Consider the following 16,027-nt stretch of genomic DNA (forward strand, 5'->3'; position numbering starts at 1 on the left):
CTTTTTTATGCTGCTAGTCTTTCTTTTCCCAACAGCATTTCTTCCATTTGTTTCGGTGTTTTGTAACCTAAAGCCGAATGTGTTCTTTTGGTATTATAAAAACCTTCAATATATCCGAACACCTCTAACTTAGCGGACTGCTGATCCATAAATCTTCTGTGATAGACCATTTCAGTCTTTAGTGATTTGAAGAAGCTTTCCGCTACCGCATTATCCCAACAGTTTGCTTTCCTACTCATACTCTGGATTATGTTATTTTGGCTGAGTATTGCTTTAAATTCATCACAAGCATACTGAACCCCTCTGTCTGAGTGATAGATCAGTCCATTTTTGACAGCTCTGTTCCCAACAGCCATTTTTATGGCCGCTACAGTGGTGTTTCCTGCTGTCATATTAGTACTTAAAGACCATCCGATCACCTTTCTGTCTTCTAGATCTATAACAGTTGTCAAATACAGCCAGCCTTTGTCTGTATGGATATAGGTGATGTCCCCAACCCATTTTCTGGACAAAGAATCCGCTGAAAAATCCCGTTGGAGAAGATTTTCTGCTATCCTATAATTATGGCTGGAATCTGTGGTGATTTTATATTTCTTTTTCACTTTACTGCGTATCCCATATCTGTTCATCAACCTTGCTACATAGGATCTGGAAACCAGGTCTCCGGTCTTATGCAGTTCAGCGGTTATTCTGGGGCTACCATATAGATATCTACTGGCTTTATGTACTTTTTGTATTTTCTCCACAAGTAGTTTAATCCGTTGTTCTCCACGGGATTCTGGAGAAACTAACCAACGATAAAAACAACTTACACGCACGTTTCATACCCGGCACATCTTCTCTACGGAATATATATGCGGTTCTCTTCTATAAACCGGTATATGGTCTGTCTCCCTTGGAGAAGATGGCTATGGCCTTTTTTAAAATGTCACGCTCCAACTCTGCATCTTTGAGCCTCTTACGCAAAACGCTCAATTCCTTGCTGCTCAGGGCTTATCTTAGGGTTGTCAGGAAGAACCTTATTACCAATATAACGGGGATTCCTACGCCATTTACTAAGCAAACTAGGGTCGATATCTAACTCCCTGGCGACTTCTGCAACAGAGCCTTTCGCAATACTCAGATCAACAGACATTATCTTAAATGAATCATCAAATTTTCTATGCATATCTACAAATTTAAAGTTACTTCTTAAATCTGTCTCACATTAAATGTAGCAACTCCAGAGCCAAGCGCCTCCTCTTTAAGGAGAAGGTCGGGATGAGGTAGATAAACCAATTGCAAATTGATAAGAATATGCAGGGACTAGTTAAAAGAATATAGAAGTAAATCGGTAAATTCGGACTCACAGAAGACGCCCTGCGCTTCAAATCAAAACAGATGCTATTTTGGGTTTTTATGAGTCGTTAGTTAGAAGCATACAAGCTAGATCAGTATTGATAGAAGAAAACAAGAAGTTTCTACCACGAATTTAATGGAAGTCCAGCAATGAAAACCTGACCAAATACTGATAACTCAATATGAGAGATCGTCATTTAGCCCTTTAAATGCCCATGAGTGTATTTCCTCTTACATTTAAACTAACTAAGAATCGTGTTTTCCACTAACTTAAGGGTAGAACCAACAAGAAGAAGAGGAATGGTTTTTTTAGTAGGACGAATATTTCACTTAAGAAAAGCTTTTTTTGAGGAACAAGTCTTCCATCATTAGCGTTTAAGAGAAAAATTCTCTTTATTTGAAAAAAAAGTTATGCTGATCAGATTTGTTGTGAATAACTTCCTCTCATTCAATGAGGAAAGGGAGTTTAATATGTTGGCAGGTTCCTTCAAAACCCATAAACATCATGTTTACAAAGCAGGCAAAGTTGATGTTTTGAAAGCAACTGCCATATATGGAGCAAATGGAGCAGGGAAATCAAACCTGATTAAAGCGATTGAGTTTTTGCAAGATACTGTGAGGGAAGGGGGGCTTCTACAATCTGTGAATGGTAAAAAGTTCAAACTAGATAAGGCAAATGCTAGTAAACCAGTTTCTTTTGAAATAGAGTTCTCAATTGAACAGATTATATATGCTTATGGAGTTAGCTTTGATTACAATGTTGTAGTTGAAGAGTGGTTGTATGAGTCAGGAGTAACAAAAGAAGATAAACTTATATTTGAACGGAAGTCAACTAAATCAGGTAAGACTAATATAAAAATAGCAGATAAGTACCGCAGAACTCAAAAGCAAAAACTTTTGATAGAACTGCTAGAAGAGAATCTTTTGAAGGCTAATGAATTGTTATTAGGTAAAACCGCGGAATTAAAGATTGATGTATTAATATCTGTTAAAAGGAAAATAACTAAAAATATTGTAATTATTCATCCAGGTAGTAAAATCCATAGTTTAGTTCCCCCATTAACATCTTCATCAAAATTTAAAAAATTCGCTAACGACCTTTTGAACACTTTTGATACAGGTGTCAAAGAACTGGGGATAGAAACGATTGATTTTGAAAAATACTTTGGAGATGACGATGATGAATTAAAGAAAGAGATAATTGAACACATTGAGGCTGGAAATGATGTTACAATTGATACTCATGCGGGTGGTATTGTAGTTACAAAAGAGAAAGGGAAATACATAGTTAAGAAAGTCGTTTCTCATCATTTAGATAGTGATAGTAATAAAGTACAATTTGAGTTGAATGAAGAATCAGATGGTACGCAGCGACTTTTAGATTTTATTCCTGCATTTGATGGTATGCTACATCATGGGATGACATTTATAATAGACGAAATAGATCAAAGTTTACATCCGTCACTTCTAAAATCCTTAGTTCGAAAGATTATGGAAGATGAAAAAACTAGTGGACAAATGATATTTACAACCCATGAATCTAATTTATTAGACCTAGATATATTCAGGCAAGATGAAATTTGGTTTATTGAGAAAAATAAACAATTAGGGGGATCCCATTTGTATTCCTTAAGCGACTTCAAACCCAGATATGATCTTGATATTCGTAAAGGTTATTTAAAAGGACGGTTTGGAGCTATTCCATTTCTTGCTCATCTAGAGGATTTAAAGTGGGAGACTAACGATGCATAAGAAAAGAGGCTATAAAAGAGATACACCAATAGAGCTAGTAAGAGATTACAAGCTTTTTGCTATTGCGTGTGAAGGAGGTAAACGAGAACCTGAATATTTTAAAACTTTAGAATATTTATCTAGAAAAATAAAAGTTGATATTATTGAAGAGAAGGTTACAGATGAAGAATTGATTCCAAAACTTGGCACAAAATCAGCCCCTAAATGGGTGCTACAAAGAGTAGTTACATATATAGAACAGGAGGGACTAATTGATGAAGATCAATTATGGATAGTTATGGATGTTGACAGGTGGAAAAAAGAACAATTAAGAGAAATAGCGATGTATTGTGATCAACATCCAAACTGGCATATTGTATTGAGTAATCCATGTTTTGAAGTATGGCTTTATTTTCATAAAAAAGGCAATATCAAAGATTCTGGTTCAATGTCGTGTAACGATTTCAAAAATGAAATTTCTAAACTTGAAAAAGGTGGATACCATCCATTTAAATTTATCTCATCATTGTCGGACGCAATCAAAAATGCTAAAGCTGCTGATAGCGATATAAAACATTTTATACCCAATGAAAAGGAAACAAAAATATATCAACTAGGAGAATCAATACTAAAAGTAGTTGGTAAAAATGAGTTCAATGAATTTTTAAGTAAAACCCTCCCTAGCCTTATTCAGGCAGAGGCTGATAAAATTAAACAATTTAGTAAGAATAGGGGAAAGAAGCCATCGGCAAACAACTAACCTATTATTGTATGTGAAGTACGGTAAATCAAGGTTTCGATGCACGAATCCTGGTAGTTTCTTATTGTATTTAGTTCGATTTTAAATGAAAAATTGCAAATTGATAAGAATATCAGGGTGGAATTACAAATTTTATTCAGTTGCCACAATAACTTGACTAACCCGAAAGGGGAAGTTGTTATATGTGCTAAGATAATTCGTGAAGCATTTAATTTAGTAGCTACTGGTGACTTCTCTGTCGAACATGTTTTTAGAAGTATGAGGGAGAAAGGATTAAGAATGAGCAAGGCAAACTTCTGGAGAATGCTCAGAAGCAGACACTACATAGGGAAAATATTTGTCGCTGCATTTAAAGATGAGGATGCACATTATGTAGAAGGCCAAAATGACGGAATTATTGCTATACCAACTTTTTTAAAAGTGCAGGATGTTTTAGATTGTATAATCCTTGTTTTATTAAGAGATATTCCTCGGTTCCTGCTACGGTCTGAAAAGCGGGTAGTTTTTAAAGTAGATTCAAAATCCTGTAAATTTACTGATTTACAGGATTTTGATTTCCCTTGAAACAGGTTTCGTCGACTTGACCGAACAAATTTCGAAACACTTTTTACAGGATTTGAAGAAATTAGTAAATGCGTAATTGAATTTCATTTTGCTTCCTTTACTAGACAATATTGAAAATTATATTCTTTAGAAGAGTAAATTAAAAGCAAATTAATGATTGTTATTTCAGTCATTTGTTGTATTTTTGTTTGAAATAGCAATGATTATGAATACTCGCAAGCAAATCATCTTGCCAAAGCACAACCAGTTGCTAGAGCAGATGGGCGAAAATATTAAGCTGGCTCGCAAACGTCGTAAGCTGACTACCATTCAAGTAGCAGAGCGAGCGGATATTGCTCGTTCTACACTATATCTGATAGAGAAAGGAGACCCAAGCGTAGCTTTTGGTGGATATTTTAACGTTCTTAGAGTTTTAGGTTTACAAGAAGATGTACTTAAACTCGGTGCAGACGATGAACTGGGTAGAAAATTACAGGACCTTGAATTATTGAAGTAAAAATGGTGAAACAGAAATTTGATATTTACGTGTTCGCCCATTGGAAAGGAATGCCTGAACCCAAACTGATGGGGGTATTGTCAGCTCATCATGCAAAGGGGAAAAAGGCTTTTAGTTTTGAATATGACAAAGCTTGGATAAAATCCGAGCAGCAATTGCAGATAGACCCTGATATACAGTTCTATTCAGGGGCTCAGTTTCCCAACCAGAAAGTAAATTTTGGTATTTTTCTAGACAGTATGCCTGATACATGGGGACGCACATTGATGAAACGTCGGGTGGCTCAGCAAGCTCTTGAACATGGAGAAAAGGCAACGAATCTTTATGACATCGATTATTTGTTGGGGGTTTATGATGAAAGCCGGATGGGTGCACTGCGTTTTAAGACAACTTTAGGTGGATCTTTTTTGGATGATAATGCCGATATGCCAACTCCACCATGGTCGTCTGTTAGAGAGTTGCAGCATGCCGCTGATTTGGTGGAGGGCGATAGTGAAAGCGCAGATATCAAAAAATGGCTGGGCTATCCTGATGGCTCCTGGATCGTCTTTGGGCGGTGCCAGACCTAAGGCAAACATACTTGACGAAGAAAAATCTTTGTGGATAGCCAAGTTTCCATCTAAAAACGACACCATGGACAAAGCGGCATGGGAATTTCTTGCTTACCAATTGGCCATAGATGCGGGTATAGTAATGGCTCAGTGCAGATTGGAAAAAATATCAGGTAGATACCATACTTTTTTTACCAAAAGATTTGACAGACATAAAATTGAACGCATCCATTTTGCATCTGCTATGACCATGACGGGGAATAGCGAAGATACCATTAGAGATACCTCCGCCAGCTATCTGGATATCGCTGAGTTTATCCAGAATAATGGCACTTCCATCGAGAAGAACCTCCACCAACTATGGCGGAGGATTGTTTTTAATATTGCTATATCCAATACGGACGATCACTTGCGCAACCATGGATTCTTGCTGACGGATAATGGATGGGTGCTTTCTCCGGCCTACGACATCAATCCATCAATAGATAAAAATGGCTTGGCCTTGAATATTGATATGGACAACAATGCATTGGATATGGAATTGGCGAAAAGTGTTGGTGTTTTTTTTCGATTAAGTGAAAAGGACATGGAACAAATCATCAGTGAAGTACTATGTAGCGTAAATAACTGGAAAGAAAAGGCCAAGCAATTAGGAATCTCAAGAGCCGAGCAGGAACTGATGCAGGCTGCATTTAGATTTTCTGAGTAAATCTAAAAATAGTTATACTGATGAAATCTATCTGCCTCTTTCCGACAACGACGAGGTGAATGAGAGTGCCAAAGCGACATTGACAGCTGTGAAAACCAGATTTCGGCATTGAAGCTACCCCTGAAAAAAACTTTAAGGTAATGATAGACAGGGGTTGATTGTGATGGCTTAGCTTGGTGAGTTATATGAAAATGCGAGTGTCGAGGAGAAAAAGATTATACTGAGTTCGACTTTTTTAAAAAAAAAACTTTTCAGGACGAAAAAGTTTGAACCCCTGAAGTTAACAAATTTGTCAAGCTTATCTAGCTGATAAATAGCGGATTGTCTTCAAAAAATAAAGGCACAAATCCGATTTTGAAGGATTTGTGCTGTCAGGTGGAGCTAGTGAGAGATTACTCGAACCATTTTGAAGAAGATTTGGAGCTTATGGCGAGCTTATCAAGCTGATTTAAAGGATTCTCTTAGACTGTTTTGAATAATGAACAGGTTGTAGCAATGGATATTTTTTCAATTAGTAAAGTGCGTTATAGTGTACTTTATGTGTGAGAATTCGTCTATGTATCTAAGTTTTCTATTAAAGTGCATTTTATTGCTCTTTTTTGATATTGTTTTAAAGTATTTCCTGTTTTTGAGTTAAATAGAGTACTATGATGCACTTTCCGGAAATGATAAAATCCATTAAAACGCGCAGAGAGATGCTGCAGGTTAACCAAGAAATGCTTGCAGAACTATCTGGTGTTAGCCTAAGAACCTAAAAGCAGTTTGAAAGCGGAAGAGGCAGTCCAGTTTTTTAACTAAAAAAACTGGACATTTTGAATCTTAAAAATAATGTCCAACTTATTGAAGCTAAATTGTTTAAGGGTTTTAATTAGCCTTAGCACCTAGGTGTTAATTTTAAGTGAGGTGCAGAAGGTGGTGTGGAAGTGGCCTCAGGAATTATGATATTGAAGATTTTTTTATCCAAATATGTAATATGTTTACATATTTATACTAAAAAAAACTAAAATCAGTATTTTTCGTAGTATTTTTATATACTCTTTTGCGAGTAAATTAAAAGCATTAGTCTTAAAAACACCTAGATGATACTCAACTTTAGTGTCCAAAATTTTGGCCCTGTTAAGGAAAATCAAATCCTCTCTTTTGAAGCGGATAGCTCCACTCATTTGGAAGATCAATATGTGATTACTACCCAAAGCGGCATCAGGGTTTTGAAGCTTGGTCTTATTTATGGTGCCAATGCCTCAGGAAAGACACTATCCTTCGGGCTCTTGATTTTCTAAGGGATTTAGTCTTGGAACCGGAAGAAAAGAAAACAGCGCGACTTAAATTTTCTCCTTTTCTATTCGACCAGGAAACACCTCGTAACCCCTCGGTTCTTTCCATTGAATTTATCCAAGATGAGATAAAGTATTCTTATACAGTAGAATTCACCAAAAACGCAGTCTTAACCGAAGAGCTGACTTACTACAATCCGAACAAAGCCAATATTTTCAGGCGGACTACAGATGTTGAAAATCAGTTTACAGAAATCAAATTTGGAAGTAAGATCTCGGTAGATAAAGTGTATAAAAAGACACTGGAATCAAATACCCTGTGGAATAATACGGTACTAGGAGGATACCTAAAGACTAATATTCAGGTAGATGAATTGAGGAATGTTGCTGACTGGTTTGAGAACCATCTCAAGCGAATGGTATTAACAAATACGCAGTTAGATACTTATGTTATACATAAAATTGATTCTGGTGAAATAGAGAAGAATGATATTTCAAGAATCTTACGTAGAGCTGATTTTAATATTTCAGATATTGTAATAGATGAGAATGAGGGTGAAGTCAGTCCAGATTTTATGGAGCTTTTACAAAATAGGTTTCAGAAAAATTCCGATAGTTTTAAAGAATGGGTTAAAAAAGGAAAGGTCTCCTTTCCAAAATTGGAATTTGAACATACAGTAGGTGGTTCTAAGTATTTTTTACCATTTTTATCTGAATCTCAGGGAACTCAGCGGTATTTTGGGTTTGCAGGACTCTTGGCTTTGATGATCAAAGGGTCAGTTATTTTCCCGATTGACGAACTGGAGACTTCCTTACATCCTGATCTATACAATCATTTTATCCTTTCATTCCTGATGAATACCAAGAATTCCCAGTTGATAGCCACTACGCACAACCGGGAAATTTTGGACAATAGGGATATCTATAGAAATGATGCCATCTGGTTTACTGATAAAAATGAGAGTAGTGCTACTGAGCTTTATTCTTTGAGTGATTTTGATTCTTCTGTGATCAGAAATACTAGCAATGTATATAATGCTTACAAGATAGGGAAGCTAGGAGGTGTGCCCCATACAGGGGACTTTTTTATCGATCTGACCCATGAGAAATAAAAAGAATATCCTTTCTAAAGGAAAACCTATAGTTGCCGTAGTAGTAGATGGGGATACTGAAGCTTGGTATCTTAATATGCTCAAAAGAAACCATCCTGATTTACTGTTTCAGATCAAACCTGAAATTCCTCAGAAAAAGTCACTATCCAACCAATACGATAAGGTACTTAGTCTTTCTGATGACTATGACACTGTAGTATGGATGATCGATATGGACGTGATTTTAAAAGAGACACGAGAGGCAAAAAAAGGTCAGCCTAGACCTCTCGACGAATTTTTGAAGTATAAGGGCTTATTGGATTAAGTTACGAATGTCACTGTTATTATTAATCAACCATGCATGGAATTTTGGCTCTTGCTTCACTTTGAATTCACTCAGGCTCCTTTCGATGATTGTGCAAGAGCGGAGCGTAGCCTGAGAAAACATATGACAGCTTACGCCAAAGCACAGAAATATTACACCAGAGAAGGAGATGATATATATTTGAAGTTAAAAGAAAGGCTGCCTTCTGCTATAGGGCATTCCAAAAAATGTAATGAGTTTGATCCTGAGAATCCGGATAGAGGACATTCTGGTATGCATAAGCTGTTTGGAATTTTAGGACTGTCTTGACTGTATCAAACTTCATCAGCAGGGGATAATGACGTACTCCGTGGGTCGCCAATTGCCATATTGTTAACCATTATGTGGCATACAAGACCGATTGCAGGATATGAAATATTTATTCCCAGTTTGATATTGATTCTTAATCAGGTTGTGAAAATGAAAAAGATATGAATGTACAAGAAAAGCAAGTAGTTGAAACCTATGTCAGTGCATACAACAGTTTTGATATAGAAGGAATGGCCAAAAATCTTGATGAAAATATTGTATTCGAAAATATTTCAAATGATACAGTGGATTTGAGAACGGTAGGATTAAAAGCTTTTAAAAAGCAAGCAGAGTTAGCTAAGCAATATTTCAAGCAAAGGAAACAGACTATTGAATCTTGGGAATTTAGAGACTCTATTGTGATTATTAACATTGATTACCAAGCAATATTAGCTATTGATTTACCAAATGGACTCAAATCGGGAGATACTTTGATTTTGAAAGGGAAATCGGAATTTGAATTTATGGACGGAAAAATCAATAGAATAGCGGATAAAAGTTAAGTACGCCACACAACCCGAGGGCACAATCTATGGCCTATGGCCGGGCGTGTAGGGGTTGGACACTTTTCCTCTTTTCATTATCTTTATCTGGGGCGAAAGTGAAGTGATTTTAAAACAGCCACAGATCATAGCCCAATCATTAAATTTCATAATGCTTTGCAATCGCCGTCAAAATCATATCCCGTATAGAAGCTTTGGTATCTCTGCCAATCCCATATTTTAGCTTATCCAACATATCGGTTGGAATCCGAAGAGAATAGATTTTCACACTCCCGGTGTCAAATGGGAGTGTTAGACCAACTCCTCCCTTCCGTTGGGGTACCCCAACGGAAGGGAACTAAATGATTAATTTTTAAACATCCAACACCAACCTCCCCTCAAATCTAATGGCTTATTGTTGGACTGTCAACCCCCGGTTATGGATCGGGTTCGTTTACTTCCGTTCGATCCTCATTGCGGCAAGATACACCAGTTTCAGCAGCACCATATCACTTGTAAAAGCCCCTTTTGTTTAGGTGACTTCCTAACCTGTCGTTGATACCCTTTAACCGCGTTGGTGGTATAAAAGATCTTTCTGATGGGTTTAGTATAGGCAAAATAGGCACTGAGACGTTCCCAGTTACTGTTCCATGAACGGATCACCACAGGATATTTCTTCCCCCATTTCTCCTCCAGGTCCAAGCTGGATCAGTCCTAAAAGTTGGGAGATTTGGTACAATCCATTTTCTTTACTGAAAAAAGAATTGGAAGAAAAAAGCAGAGGTATGATTTAATGAAAATAGCATTTTACATATAAAATTTTGCTCCCTAATTTGTCCAATAGTAGCTTTGGGTATTCACAAGTTAAACCAGTAATTGTTCAGGGAGAAATGGAGAATATTGAAACCATAAAAACAATGTATGATGCTTTTGAAAAGAAAGATTATGATGCCATTAGGCAATTGTTCGATGTAAATATTGAGTGGAACCAAATGAAGGGTTTTCCAGGTGGGGGGCAGCATACAGGAGTTGACGCGGTTTTTAAAAAAGTATTTGATGGGTTTGGGAAAGATTGGATAAACTGGAAGGCAACCATTTTACGGTACTTCGATACTGGTGAGGGTGTATTTGTAATAGGTTTCTATGAAGGAACTTATGTCACAACTGGAAAATCCATGAAATCTGATTTTGTTTGCGAGTATAAAGTTAAGGATGGTAAAATAGCGGAATTCAATCAATACACCGACACTTTCCTAATCGGACAAGCCATGGGCTTGACCAAAGAATAAATAACAAGCTGTTCTGATATTTCGAATCACCGCAGCCATTTTCCTAGGAGATATTTGCATCAATTTTTTACAGCCACCCGCAAAGCTCCTTATGAAAGGATTGCGTTTTTTTAAATGATTAAAAGATGAGCTCTTTTATAGCTGGGACGTAATTTCTTCCTACATTAATCTCAATTGCATTCGGAAGTAAAACAGAAAACCTATTTATGTCACGATGAAGCTCTTGGATGTGGTTGACATTAACAATATAGGATCTGTGGATCCTTATAAAATATTGAGGATCCAGCTTGCGTTCGATCTGCCCGATGCCAGTTGAGCTCAGAAAAGATTCCCCGTTGAGAGAATGGATCAACGTGTAGTCTTTGTCGGCTTTAAAATAAGAGACTAGTTTAATGGGTATGTTGGTTAACCGCCTTCCTTTTTCAACCAGTATACATGCTGAATAATTAATATGGGCATTCTTAAGAGTCTGGGTTCCCAACCACTGCTCAAACCGCTGCAAGGCAAGTTGCATACGATCAAAACCCAACGGTTTTATAAGATAGTCGATAGCATGAAATTCGAATGCTTTAGCAGCATTTTTTGCGGAGGTAGAAGTGAAAATAACTGAGGATTGATAGCCTACACTTTTGATGACTTCAAAGCCACTTTTTCCCGGGGTGTCCACTTCCATAAATACCAGGTCCGGCTGTAGGGCATTTATGTACTTCACAGCTTCCAAACCATTGCAACACTCCCAAAATACAAAACGATAGTTCTTTAACTTGGTGAATTCCCGTATACAGCGTCTTGAGGTTTCATCGCGATCAACAATAAGTACGGTCTGTTTTTTCATTTACATTTTCTTATTTCGAGCTACTAAGTTATCCGGCTGTATCCATTCTCTGAGCTGACATATGTCAGAAATTGCACAGCCAAACTTTTTTTATATTTTAGTGGATTACTACCCTGCATACGTTTGATAGCGCACAATCATTTTGGAAAGCTCTGCCACATCGCACATCAATGCGGAATTGTGTTCACTCCTGAGGAATTCAAGCTTATCAGTGCCCAGACACGCCACCGGATTATTCCCCCACATTCGGTACTAATGGAACAAGGAAAAAGAGTTGATGCACTTTATTTTCTCAATAGGGGAATTGCCAGATTGTTCCGCATTGAAAACGATGTCGATTATACTCTGGGAATTATCTCTACCAATCATTTTCTTTCAACGCCTTTGTATCTCCAGAACGGCAAGGATTCTTCTTGTTCCTTGGAAGCATTGACTGAAATTGATGTTTTGATGTGGGATAAACCAGCAGCTTTGTCTCTGAAACAACTTATTCCCCGGATGTACAAAATGGAGTTGGCCATAATGGATAGGTTATTAAATTGGTTACAGGACAACCAGATTGATGCGATTTGTATGACAGCTGAGGAACGCTATGCTAAAATGATGTCAAGCCAACCAGAAGTCATCAGGCAGATTCCTTTGAAATACATTGCGTCACTTTTAGGAATACATCAGGACAGCCTAAGTCGGATCAGAAAGATACTTGTTCAGAAAGAGCATTAAATAGGTATGCGTAAACATCTCTTCTTTTTTCTGGTTTGGTGGGTTCTTGGTAATACCTTATACTATTTTCGTATTTGAACGGGTTGGTCATGCTTTCCGGCCTTTCTTTGATTTCAGTACCGGACAACCAGGATTCAATCAATTTGAGTTTTGATTGCTGCTTTTGCTCTGGTACGTTTTAACTCTCCATTCCATCGATACCGTTAAGAATGCACAGGCTGTGCCGCTAAGTACCCTTCCATCCATTTCGGCATTGGTCCTCTCTGGGGGCTGGTCTGCTTTCTTAGGTCCGCCTCTACGGACTTGGTCAGCCACAGGCGCTACTTTTCTTCTCTGAATAAACTTTATTGGCCGTTTTATATAAGCGGTTGCTGGTATTCAGCATCCTAGGGCAAAAGATAGAAGTACGTGCTTTATACTTTTTTTAGTCCCTTAGGAAACAGCAGACATAGCCTTTGCTTAGGGTTTCTTTACTTGCGTTTTAATATCATCCGAATAGTGTGTGTCCCTATAGAAGATTGGTGTTGCGAGACCAAAACAATTTCTGAATCCGAAGCAGATTCTATCTGGGCTTCAACCGGATTGTTAGTATCATAATTTTCCATAATAATCGTCCTCATGGATTCATCATATGACCAAGTGCCAACTTCTTCCTCTGGTTCTTCCTCTTCATCACATCTGACCAAGCCACGATTGGAGACGATTGTTCCATTGGCAAAGTATCGCTCGGAATCATCTTTCTCGCAGTCAGGTACAAGAATCCGAAGATCAGTATCTGGCTTACCGTCCAAATCCACATCTAAAGCTGGATGGATTGTGACAGCGGACACATTCCAATAATAATTACCAAAAGGAGAGTCCTGATTTTTTTTGTGCATATCAGCCGATTCACCGGTGACAGCTAGACAAGTTGTGAAAATTGTTGTCAGAAAGGAATAGCATTGATTTTTCATTTTTTTCTTTTTTATATATCGGATTCGAGAATTTGATTTGTATTTAAAGTCAGTGATTTACAGGAAAAGAGTTATCGCCTAATAATTCAGTTTTACAGAAAAACTATGCTACTACTGTGGTTTCCGGAAATATATTAGGATTGAGCTTAGTATTCTGAACCATCCATTTGGCCAATGCCCTTGAGCCAGTTGTTATGATTTTGGAAGTGATGAGGGGAAGCGTTGCGCTAAAATTGTGGCGGGAAACTGACCTTTGGCAAAAGAGTATCTTTATGGTTCCCAATAGTATTCCAGTTTTGCGCAATTGTCGCATTGGGCTTCAATCTGTGGTTCAAAGTGCAATTCATAATTTTCCACAAATGCATCTTCAGAGTTCCATTTCCGAAGCAAGACCGGCTTTCCCTGGTAAGTTGCAGTCAGGCTATAAAGTCCGATAGGAATATCCTGAATATGGGTATCAGTCGGGTTTCGGATGAGGGGAGAGCCTTCGCTTCCATCAATCAATTTGCCAATAGGGGTAAGGATAAAATCAATCTCAGATTCTTCAATGTAAATACCGGGATAATTATCTATTGTGATAAGTCCGCCATAATTGCCCGATAGAGGGGGGGACATAGTTCCGGATAGTTTCCATGTAAAGTTCCGTACTGCTCCCTCTCCACCGAAGCCTGCGGTGTTGTCAGGATGCAGGTAAAACGAGTAGGTTTTTCCATTATATACCACCTCGTGGATGGCAAAGGCAAACCATGAACCATCAGGGATTTTTATGCGGTATTTTCCCTCATTATCTGTAAGGTCATGGATTCCTGCATTGAAGAAAATACTGTGGTCGATTAGTACCCGCACTTGTTTAAGGGGAATGCCAGCGGTATTTTTTACTACTCCTGTCGAATATCCCACTTGTGAAATGGGGAGATCATCTGAATTTGAGCAGGCGGTATGTAATACTATAGCCGCTCCAAAAAGAAGCTCTCTTACACACTTGCTTTTTATTTGTATGAACTTCATTTTTTCTGAGGTTTATAATTATCAACTTCCGCGTTTGATTTTGAAGAGAAACTCCACTGTTGTAGCTTCTTGGTCTTCGCAGTCCACACTATGTAGTGAATACGCTTGGCCTATAAAAGAGCCTTCTAGGTATCCATCCTTTTCGGAAACAGAAGTGGTACCATTGTACATATATTGATTGTCGCAGTGGCGAAAAAAGTTATTTAGGAAATACCGCTGCCCACCCTGCTGCCCACTTAGCATAAACTTGGATTGACCGGGGGCATCTCCTCCTGGGTATATACCCTCTGCTGTGCCGTAGCATTGTAATGATACTGTCAATGCTTGCTGTTCATTTTCGGCACGTATATGAATAGAGCTGTTTATAATATGTGAAACTCCTTGTTGTGAAAGATTTTGGGCAATACCGTTTAATTTAAGAGATATGTAATTTTCTGGAATCAGTTGAATTTTGGTGATCAGGAAGAGTTTTCCAAATTTCCGCCTTCCGTTAGGAGCGAGAGGGTCACTGATGTAGCCACTTTTGCTATCTACCTCTACTTGGATCTCCACATCTTCAAATTGTGGGATTGCCTCTGGTGCGGTATATATGGCATTGCCAAACAACGCATTTGTATTGATCTTAGGTACAAGGGTACCTGGACCTTTTACAATTTTCCAGTTGGCAATACTCAAATCTTTTGACAGACCGATTTCGTCCATAGCAGCCAAGGGTACACTGTCGATCTGGTTGGTGGCATTTAGCGCACCCAGGACTTGCTCCAGCAACTTGAGTTCAACCTTTTCCCCTTTTCCGGCACTTTTCTTATTTGCACGGATGGAGATAAAATCAAACCATACCCAATCACTAAAATGAGTTGTTTCAAAGGATACCCGCTGCTTGGATTCATCCAATGCAGTGGAAACTCCACACCATACTCCGTCATTGCGCTGGAAAGCGACCATACGTGTTTGAGGGTTCATGTCAACCTTGGGATCATAAAACAAGGAGACCTTTATAGGTTTCTTGAACTGGATACCCTCCGGGCCCAACCGGAAGGCGGACCTTCCAGATAGCTCATCGTGAGTATTGGTGATACGTTGTATGCTGAAGCTGGTAGGTTCTTCCACCGCACCAGGAGGGATTTCCATCCGCAGTTCGGTTTTTGAGTGTTCACCATACTGAAGAACTCCCCCATGTGGTCCTATAAATGCTGAGAATGGCGTATCTAGCGGTACCCCTAGTGGTTTCTTAATGGGTTCTAGGGGGATAAAATTGCCATTATCAGGTGTCGAAAAGTCGTCATTGCAGGCGCCAAGTAGCACTAGGAATAGTGCACTGACCAGTATAATTTCTTTTTTTCCGTAAGGGTACATCTGTTTTTTATCGTGCTGTTTTACTGATAGAGAGCCTTCATGGGTAAACAGAACAGCTCTGGTTTATATTTTTTTCTGCAATGAACAGGATATATGCGACGTCTTTTTTATGCATTCGACGAACTACCTATGGAGTCGATGAAGGGGGAATAATCAGCGACAGGAAGTTGGAGATTTTCGTCGCCGTTCAGGTA

The 16,027-nt window shown here is 38.3% G+C and carries 21 protein-coding genes and 1 pseudogene; 14 read left to right on the forward strand and 8 right to left on the reverse strand.

From position 1 onward, the window contains the following. Positions 1-5: 5 nt before the first annotated feature. Both AS141_RS03850 and AS141_RS03855 read right to left on the reverse strand, forming a co-directional pair. Positions 6-818: an IS3 family transposase gene (locus tag AS141_RS03850; RefSeq protein WP_082632170.1), complete on the reverse strand. Its 813-nt coding sequence runs from the start codon at positions 816-818 to the stop codon at positions 6-8. A 140-nt stretch (positions 819-958) separates the two neighbouring features. After that, positions 959-1,168 (reverse strand): transposase, encoded by a 210-nt coding sequence (locus AS141_RS03855; protein ID WP_082632171.1) that lies wholly within the window; start codon positions 1,166-1,168, stop codon positions 959-961. A 581-nt stretch (positions 1,169-1,749) separates the two neighbouring features. On the opposite strand from AS141_RS03855, the gene AS141_RS03860 reads away from it, so the two are divergent. From AS141_RS03860 to AS141_RS03900, 11 genes are all read left to right on the forward strand, one after another. Further along, positions 1,750-3,090 carry an AAA family ATPase gene (locus AS141_RS03860; protein ID WP_057936323.1) on the forward strand — a complete coding sequence of 447 codons (1,341 nt, stop codon included), beginning with the start codon at positions 1,750-1,752 and terminating at the stop codon, positions 3,088-3,090. Further along, complete coding sequence (locus AS141_RS03865; RefSeq protein ID WP_057936324.1) at positions 3,083-3,829, forward strand: RloB family protein; 747 nt, start codon at positions 3,083-3,085, stop codon at positions 3,827-3,829. The genes AS141_RS03860 and AS141_RS03865 overlap by 8 nt, the downstream gene beginning before the upstream one ends. 153 nt (positions 3,830-3,982) lie before the next feature. After that, positions 3,983-4,393 (forward strand): recombinase family protein, encoded by a 411-nt coding sequence (locus tag AS141_RS03870; protein WP_157243378.1) that lies wholly within the window; start codon positions 3,983-3,985, stop codon positions 4,391-4,393. A gap of 205 nt (positions 4,394-4,598) precedes the next feature. Beyond that, a complete protein-coding gene (locus tag AS141_RS03875; RefSeq protein ID WP_057936743.1) occupies positions 4,599-4,889 on the forward strand; it encodes a helix-turn-helix domain-containing protein in 291 nt (96 codons plus the stop codon). 2 nt (positions 4,890-4,891) lie between these two features. Then, positions 4,892-5,458 (forward strand): HipA N-terminal domain-containing protein, encoded by a 567-nt coding sequence (locus AS141_RS27010; RefSeq protein ID WP_232424810.1) that lies wholly within the window; start codon positions 4,892-4,894, stop codon positions 5,456-5,458. After that, on the forward strand, positions 5,355-6,149 hold the full coding sequence (locus AS141_RS03880; protein ID WP_232424811.1) for a type II toxin-antitoxin system HipA family toxin: 795 nt from the start codon (positions 5,355-5,357) through the stop codon (positions 6,147-6,149). The genes AS141_RS27010 and AS141_RS03880 overlap by 104 nt, the downstream gene beginning before the upstream one ends. Before the next feature lie 1,079 nt (positions 6,150-7,228). Beyond that, complete coding sequence (locus AS141_RS26790) at positions 7,229-7,429, forward strand: hypothetical protein (RefSeq protein WP_198293490.1); 201 nt, start codon at positions 7,229-7,231, stop codon at positions 7,427-7,429. Between the two features lie 11 nt (positions 7,430-7,440). Further along, positions 7,441-8,535 (forward strand): AAA family ATPase, encoded by a 1,095-nt coding sequence (locus AS141_RS03885; RefSeq protein ID WP_198293491.1) that lies wholly within the window; start codon positions 7,441-7,443, stop codon positions 8,533-8,535. Next, the gene (locus AS141_RS03890; RefSeq protein ID WP_057936326.1) at positions 8,525-8,839 is read left to right on the forward strand and encodes a hypothetical protein; all 315 of its coding nucleotides are present in this window, start codon (positions 8,525-8,527) and stop codon (positions 8,837-8,839) included. Before AS141_RS03885 ends, AS141_RS03890 begins: the two co-directional genes overlap by 11 nt. 18 nt (positions 8,840-8,857) lie before the next feature. After that, a complete protein-coding gene (locus AS141_RS03895) occupies positions 8,858-9,148 on the forward strand; it encodes an RloB domain-containing protein (RefSeq protein WP_394331072.1) in 291 nt (96 codons plus the stop codon). A gap of 161 nt (positions 9,149-9,309) precedes the next feature. Further along, positions 9,310-9,690, forward strand: coding sequence for a nuclear transport factor 2 family protein (locus AS141_RS03900; protein ID WP_057936328.1), 381 nt, complete (start codon positions 9,310-9,312; stop codon positions 9,688-9,690). Between the two features lie 139 nt (positions 9,691-9,829). On the opposite strand, the gene AS141_RS27220 is transcribed toward AS141_RS03900, so the two are convergent. Together AS141_RS27220 and AS141_RS27525 are read right to left on the reverse strand one after the other, a co-directional pair. Beyond that, positions 9,830-9,958 (reverse strand): hypothetical protein, encoded by a 129-nt coding sequence (locus tag AS141_RS27220; RefSeq protein ID WP_262480993.1) that lies wholly within the window; start codon positions 9,956-9,958, stop codon positions 9,830-9,832. 123 nt (positions 9,959-10,081) lie between these two features. Then, positions 10,082-10,371: pseudogene (locus tag AS141_RS27525) on the reverse strand (transposase); the annotation flags it as partial. Between AS141_RS27525 and AS141_RS26795 the strand changes: the two are divergent. Together AS141_RS26795 and AS141_RS03905 are read left to right on the forward strand one after the other, a co-directional pair. Further along, positions 10,320-10,463: a hypothetical protein gene (locus AS141_RS26795; protein ID WP_198293505.1), complete on the forward strand. Its 144-nt coding sequence runs from the start codon at positions 10,320-10,322 to the stop codon at positions 10,461-10,463. The pseudogene AS141_RS27525 and the gene AS141_RS26795 overlap by 52 nt on opposite strands. A 96-nt stretch (positions 10,464-10,559) precedes the next feature. Then, positions 10,560-10,958, forward strand: coding sequence for a nuclear transport factor 2 family protein (locus AS141_RS03905; protein WP_082632197.1), 399 nt, complete (start codon positions 10,560-10,562; stop codon positions 10,956-10,958). A 118-nt stretch (positions 10,959-11,076) separates the two neighbouring features. On the opposite strand, the gene AS141_RS03910 is transcribed toward AS141_RS03905, so the two are convergent. Continuing rightward, positions 11,077-11,793, reverse strand: coding sequence for a LytR/AlgR family response regulator transcription factor (locus AS141_RS03910; RefSeq protein ID WP_057936330.1), 717 nt, complete (start codon positions 11,791-11,793; stop codon positions 11,077-11,079). A gap of 123 nt (positions 11,794-11,916) precedes the next feature. On the opposite strand from AS141_RS03910, the gene AS141_RS03915 reads away from it, so the two are divergent. Further along, the gene (locus tag AS141_RS03915; RefSeq protein WP_057936331.1) at positions 11,917-12,516 is read left to right on the forward strand and encodes a Crp/Fnr family transcriptional regulator; all 600 of its coding nucleotides are present in this window, start codon (positions 11,917-11,919) and stop codon (positions 12,514-12,516) included. Between the two features lie 470 nt (positions 12,517-12,986). Here the strand turns inward: AS141_RS03915 and AS141_RS03920 are convergent, their stop codons facing one another. The 3 genes from AS141_RS03920 to AS141_RS03930 all read right to left on the reverse strand — a co-directional run bounded on the left by AS141_RS03920 (position 12,987) and on the right by AS141_RS03930 (position 15,833). Further along, entirely contained in the window at positions 12,987-13,469 is a 483-nt protein-coding gene (locus tag AS141_RS03920) for a hypothetical protein (protein ID WP_057936332.1), read from the reverse strand. Positions 13,470-13,739: 270 nt separating this feature from the next. Then, positions 13,740-14,477, reverse strand: a complete 738-nt coding sequence (locus AS141_RS03925; protein WP_057936333.1) for a hypothetical protein — start codon at positions 14,475-14,477, stop codon at positions 13,740-13,742. A gap of 21 nt (positions 14,478-14,498) precedes the next feature. Continuing rightward, positions 14,499-15,833 carry a hypothetical protein gene (locus AS141_RS03930; protein ID WP_057936334.1) on the reverse strand — a complete coding sequence of 445 codons (1,335 nt, stop codon included), beginning with the start codon at positions 15,831-15,833 and terminating at the stop codon, positions 14,499-14,501. Positions 15,834-16,027: the final 194 nt, after the last annotated feature.

The sequence above is a fragment of the Algoriphagus resistens genome, from assembly GCF_001442615.1.
Taxonomy (GTDB): domain Bacteria; phylum Bacteroidota; class Bacteroidia; order Cytophagales; family Cyclobacteriaceae; genus Algoriphagus; species Algoriphagus resistens.